The organism is Cetobacterium sp. (assembly GCF_977044495.1).
The window spans coordinates 23549-29753 of record NZ_CDRRQU010000029.1 but is presented as its reverse complement, the minus strand read 5'-3'; the positions used below and the strand labels follow the sequence as shown (position 1 = coordinate 29753).

Here is a 6205-nt window from a genome sequence, read left to right as displayed (position 1 = left end):
GCTATATATTCGATTAAAGGAACTAAAAACTAAAAAGATTGCCCTGATTCATCCTCTCCCTAATAGAGGAAGAGGTTTTCTCAGGGCGTTTTGATAAAATATAGGTAACAAAAATGGAGAGGATTGACCCTCTCCATTTATTTTTACTTTACTCCTTAACTGCTCCAGCTACTATTCCAGATAAAATCTTTTTCTTAAATATCATATACATTATAACTGTTGGTAACATAACTATAACTATTGCCGCTGATAACTTAGCCCAAGACCCACTACGTCCCACATAGTTCATCAGCATTGTTGTAAGCGTTGCATTAGCAGCACTTGGCATATATAGATATGGGGTAAACATATCATTTAATACATCCACAGATTTTAGTATTATCAGCGTTGCTGTGGCTGGTAAAATCAGTGGAAATATAACTTTCCAATAGATCTTAAAATACGAACATCCATCTATTCTTGCACTTTCATCTAAAGAGTATGGAATCTGATCTATAAACTGCTTATATACATATATTTGAAGAATATCTGTGGATATATAGATTACCATCGGTGCTAAAAGAGTATCATATATTCCAAGTTTTCCTATAATTCCAAATCTTGTTATCTCAGCAATAAAACTTGGTATCAGCATTGAAAGACTAAATAGAAAGAAGTACATCTTTTTAAGTTTGAACTCAAACCTACTGAGTGAATAAGCAACCATACTACTTAAAATAACATTTATTGTTATTGTTCCTAAAACCAAAAGCATTGAGTTTTTAAATCCTGTTAATACATTTCCATTTTTAAAAACCTCTTTGTAGTTATCTAGTGAAAAAGGTGCTGGTAAAGATAGATGATAACCTTGTGCTATCTGCTCTGGAGTTTTGAAAAATGATAAAACAACTAGAAGTAAAGGAACTAAAACTATCAAAGTTATAATTACAAATGCTGTGTGATTAAGAGTATTAAATAGTAACTCGCTCATTTTCTTCTTCTTCAACTCTCTCCTCCTCCTCTTCCAACACGGTTTTGGCTTTTACTCCTTCTTTTTTCATACGTACTTTTACTCCATTTAATTTTACTTTAAATTTTTCAGGTTCTAAAATTAAGCTTTGAACTACAGATATAACAAGAATAGCTATTATTAAAGCTATAGCCATTGCACAAGCTAAACCGAAGTTACTAAACTCAAAGGCTGTTTTAATTGTGTGAAGAGCAAATGTTGTGCTACTTGTTCCAGGTCCTCCACTTGTCATAACAAACGGAATATCAAATACCATCAACGCTCCTCTAACATTTAAAAATAGTACTATACTTAAAATGGATTTCATATTTGGTATTATTATCTTTATAAACTGTTGTAGTACTGATGCTCCATCTATCAGTGCAGCCTCTAACATATCCTTATTTATGGATTGAAGACCAGCTAAGAAAAGTATTATGTGGACTCCAGTGAATCTCCAAAGAGAAACTACCACTAGTGAATAATTAACTATTTTAGGATCACTTAACCATCTAATTTTTCCAATGTTTCCAAGAGCTAAAAGTCCATTTAATACCCCATCCTCCGAACTATATAAAAATGAAAACATATAGGCTATTGCGACCCCATTTATTATATACGGCATAAAAACTATAGTCTTGAAAAATTCACTTTTCTTTATATACCTATCTAAAAGCATCGCTAAATACATCTCTATTGGAATAAATAATAGATGCAATACAAAATATAAATTATTATTCTTTAAACTTTGCCAAATATCTTTTCTTTGAAATACCTGAGTATAATTTTTAAATCCAACATAATTATAACTTGGATTTATCCCATCCCAATTAGTAAAGCTAATTAAAGCCAACTTAAATGCTGGATAAAGAACAAATACAAATAGTAATACAGTTGGTATTGCTAAAAAACATACTAACAATATACTTCTTTGTGTTTTATCTCTCATAATTTACTCCTGACAACTACTTTGTATTTTCTTGGGCTTCTGTCCATTTTTTATTGAACTCATTCATGTACTCTGCAAAATTAACTCCTTGAATCATCTCTTGCCCCATTCTTTTAACATCAAAAGAGATGTAGTTAGCTATCTTCCTAAATTTCTCATCTCCACCTTTTTGAAGTACAACTTCTGGATTTGGAATATTTGCTATAGCAACATTGAATATACTTTCTCTACCTTTCACTCCATCTACAGCTGACAATACGTTCATATACGTCACGTACTCTTTGTAATATTCACTTGTAAAGAACCAATCTAAGAATTTTTTAGCTGCGTCTGCATTTTTACTGTATTTTGGAATTGATAAAAATACCTCTGCTGAAACTAAATATCTAAATGGATCATCTTTTGTCTCACGAGCTGGTAGTACAAACACTCCCACATCATCTAGTGTTTCTTTAGACATCTCTTTTTCTAAATCCACATAAAACCATTGTCCTGCCGCTAACATAGCTGCTTTTTTAGAAGCAAACATACTTTTTTCTTGATCCCATCCGTATCCCAGTGGGTCATCTCCAAAAGGTTTTGTACTGTAGTATTTATCCAACATATCATAGGCAATATAAAATGGTTTCCCCGGTGAAAATGGGTCTTTTTCTACAGCCATTTTACTTAAAATATCATTTCCTCCCGGCACTAAAAATGGCATAAACTCATTAAATGGATATGTTGTCCAAGAATCTTTTGCTCCCAGTGCCATTGGAATATAGATTCCATTTTCCTTTATCTTAGCAGAAAGTGCAGCAAACTCTCCCCAAGTTGTTGGTATCTCTAAACCTAATTCATTGAATACGCTCTTTCTATAATAAACAAACTCATTAAATCCATACATAGGTAAACCGTAGATATTTCCATCAATTTCAAAATCTTTAGCAAACTTATTTACTTTTGCGGCTTCTGTATCATTGCAGTACAGTTTTAAAACTTTCCATAGTTACAACTCTCACTGGGAAAATATCTGGTAATTTCTGTGCTGAGTTTCTTATTTTCATTGTATTATCATACTCAGTTGCAGGTATTTTTTCCATTTTTATTGTCACATTTTGATCAATTTTTTTATAGGCTTCTGCAAGACTATTGGTATCCATCATGTATTCTTCACCTGTTCCAGAAAATGTTACAAAAGTTAAATCAATTTTTTTATCTTCCACTTTAACAACTGTCTTTTGCTCTCCCTCTCCACAAGCCGCCATAAACAGCATTGTCCCTACTCCTAAAGCTTTTAAATATCTTTTCATCTTTTACCCTCCTTAAAAAAGTTTAGCTTCTGCAGAAAATTCCATAATTTCACCATTTCTATGAAGTTCAAAAATAACAATCTCATTCTCTCCCTCTTTTAAAAGAGGTGATGGAACGTAGAGTCTCTTTTGAGGTCCTTCACTCCAATACCTTCCTAAATTAAATCCATTTATATATATAACACCCTTTTCCCAACCTGTAAAATCCAAGAAAGTGTCTCCTATCTCATCCACATTGAAAATCCCTTTAAAAAATCTTGGATGATTTTCAACATTTTTGACATCCTCATCAAAAATTAAATTAGATAGGTTATCTAGTGGTATCGTATAGATATCCCAGTTAAACAAAAACTGTCTATCTAACCTAACTCCCTCTGTAATTCCTTTATTATCTTTTAATAGAGGTCCATAGTTGATTCTTCCCATGTTCTCAACTAAAATCTCCAATATAGACTCCTCTTTTTCACAATTTAATACTATCTCCTGCTTACTATTTCTATCTATAATCCCTTTAAACTCTCCATTTAGATATATAAGAGCTCTATCCCTAACCTCCTGTAAAGTCAATGGCATATTTTCAATAATTCCTTTAACTTTTGTTCTATAAAGTATAAATCCATAGTCTTGATCTAACTCCTCCATAGTCTTGACATATGGTGATATATGATGTTTCCCAATTGAATTTAAGTTACTCCAAAGAGATGTGCTCTTTTTAAACTCCACTTTACCATATGCCACCTTTTTAGAGTCTTTCACTTTATATTCTTTATAATTTTTATGTTTTTTTATATTTACTTTCCCTTTAAAACATTCCAAAGTATTCTTTACTAAATGGTATTTCTTTGTTAAATCTCCAGCTTCTGTTAAAAGAGCATCATAATCATAGCTTGTCACCGTACATCTTTGCTCATCATGGTAGTTTGCCCCATTCATAAAACCAAAATTAGTTCCTCCATGGAACATATAAAAATTTACAGAGATGTTATTTTCTAGCATATATCTAAACTCTTCTGCCACCTCTTCCCCTTTTCTTGTTATATGTTCTTGACCCCAATGATCAAACCATCCAATCCAAAACTCCATAACCATTTTTGGCATATTAGTTTGATATTTTTTAAATAGTTCAAAAGACTCCTCTGTCTTTGAACCAAAATTTATTGTTTTCCAAATATGTGGTAACGTTCCTCCAGATAGCATCCAATGAGTTGGTCCATCTGAAGTAAAGAGTGGCACATCAACGCCTCTTTTAATGAGAGCCTCCTCCAAATAACTGAGGTATTTATGGTCATTCCCATAACTTCCATACTCATTTTCAATTTGAACAGCTATTATAGGTCCACCATTTGTAGAGAGGTACTTTATAAACTTAGGGACTAGAGTGTTATAATATCTATCGATTTTCTCAATATATATTGAGTCCATAGTACGAAGCCTTATCCCTTGATACTTTAATAACCATGGTGGCAATCCACCAAACTCCCACTCAGCACATATATATGGAGATGGTCTTAAAATAATGTAAAGCCCCTTCTTATCAACTAGAGATATAAATTTTTCAAGATCTAACATCTCTGAAAAGTTATATTCTCCCTCTTTAGGCTCATGAAGATTCCATGGCACATAAGTTTCTACACAGTTAAATCCGGCTGACGCTATTTTTTCAAGCCTATCCTCCCACTGCTCAGGTAAAGTTCTAAAGTAATGCATAGCTCCAGATATAAGAAGAGTTTTTTCTCCATCCACCTCTATATGTTCTCCTATAAACCTCATTTCTCCTCCTATTTTATCACCACTTTTTTTTAAATTTTTGTTTGATTTGTAATCTTTTTTTTCTGAATACATTCTACCTTTTATAAGAATACGTATTCTTGGTATGAGTTTATTCCATGATTTTAGTTTTGTCAAGAGTAATGTTCAATAAAAAATTTTGTTTGACAAATTGAAAAAAAAATACTTTAATTGAGTTCATAATAACTTTTGAAAGGTGGTCTTATGAAAAAAACTTTAACTATGAAAGATATAGCGAAATTAGCTGGTGTTTCTCAGCCCACTGTTTCAAGGGTAGTCAATGGGAATCCCACTGTAGACCCTGAAGTTAGGGCCCGTATTGAAAAAATAATTTCAGACCAAGGTTTTAAACCTAACAGCAGTGCTAAAACTTTGAGAAGTAACTCTTCTAAAATAATCGGAGTTATACTTTTTGATCTATCTAACTATTACTACTTAGAGATGATTAAGTATGTTGAAAAGGTTGCAGGAGAAAATGGATACACAGTTATTATCCTCAACTCTCAAGGAGATAAATATCTGGAAAAAGAGCATATTTTAAACCTACAAGCCAGAAATGTAGATGGAATTATTATAGCTCCTGTTGCAAAAGAGAATCTTGAGTTTTTAAAAAATCAAAACGAAAATTTTGTAATCGTAGATTGTACTCTCCCGAACTATCCATGTGTCTATACTTCTCTTATACAAGGCGGAAAAATCGCTACTGAGCATCTTTTCAATCTAAATCATAGAAAAATATGTTTTATTGGTGCAGATAAAAAAAATACAAAACTTCTAGGAATTAAAGAGTTTTTTTCTGAAAAAGATTTGAATTTTTCGGATGAATGGTTTATTGAAACTGACCCTACCAACGCGAATCTTGACAATCTATCTTTGAAATTAAATTCGATAAAGGATTTCCCTACAGCTTTTATTACATCCAACGATATTATAGCTTTAAACCTAATTAAAGAATTGGATAAGAAAGGGCTATATACTCCTAAAGATATATCTATTTTAAGCTTTGATGATACCATTATCTCCACGGCCTTAAATATCACAAGTATTAGACATCCTGTTGATTTAATGATGAAAAACGCTATAGATTACCTATTGAATGAGAATAAATTACCCATACAAAAAAGTCTTAGCCCAATTTTAATCGAACGAGATAGTACCTCTTTACTTGATATTCCATTCTAAAGCTGA

Annotated in this window: 6 protein-coding genes; 1 reads left to right on the top strand and 5 read right to left on the bottom strand. The window is 32.1% G+C overall.

The window, feature by feature from the left end:
- Positions 1–148: 148 nt before the first annotated feature.
- Genes ACWI69_RS08180 through ACWI69_RS08160 form a run of 5 tightly spaced genes read right to left on the bottom strand, consistent with a single transcriptional unit; the run spans position 149 to position 4999 of the window.
- A complete protein-coding gene (locus ACWI69_RS08180; protein WP_448821351.1) occupies positions 149–985 on the bottom strand; it encodes a carbohydrate ABC transporter permease in 837 nt (278 codons plus the stop codon).
- Entirely contained in the window at positions 951–1937 is a 987-nt protein-coding gene (locus ACWI69_RS08175; protein ID WP_448821350.1) for a carbohydrate ABC transporter permease, read from the bottom strand. Before ACWI69_RS08175 ends, ACWI69_RS08180 begins: the two co-directional genes overlap by 35 nt.
- Before the next feature lie 16 nt (positions 1938–1953).
- On the bottom strand, positions 1954–2907 hold the full coding sequence (locus ACWI69_RS08170; RefSeq protein ID WP_448821352.1) for an ABC transporter substrate-binding protein: 954 nt from the start codon (positions 2905–2907) through the stop codon (positions 1954–1956).
- Positions 2894–3229 (bottom strand): hypothetical protein, encoded by a 336-nt coding sequence (locus ACWI69_RS08165; protein ID WP_448821349.1) that lies wholly within the window; start codon positions 3227–3229, stop codon positions 2894–2896. The genes ACWI69_RS08170 and ACWI69_RS08165 overlap by 14 nt, the downstream gene beginning before the upstream one ends.
- 12 nt (positions 3230–3241) lie before the next feature.
- Positions 3242–4999 carry a glycoside hydrolase family 35 protein gene (locus ACWI69_RS08160; protein WP_448821348.1) on the bottom strand — a complete coding sequence of 586 codons (1758 nt, stop codon included), beginning with the start codon at positions 4997–4999 and terminating at the stop codon, positions 3242–3244.
- 222 nt (positions 5000–5221) lie between these two features.
- On the opposite strand from ACWI69_RS08160, the gene ACWI69_RS08155 reads away from it, so the two are divergent.
- Complete coding sequence (locus tag ACWI69_RS08155; RefSeq protein WP_448821347.1) at positions 5222–6199, top strand: LacI family DNA-binding transcriptional regulator; 978 nt, start codon at positions 5222–5224, stop codon at positions 6197–6199.
- Positions 6200–6205: the final 6 nt, after the last annotated feature.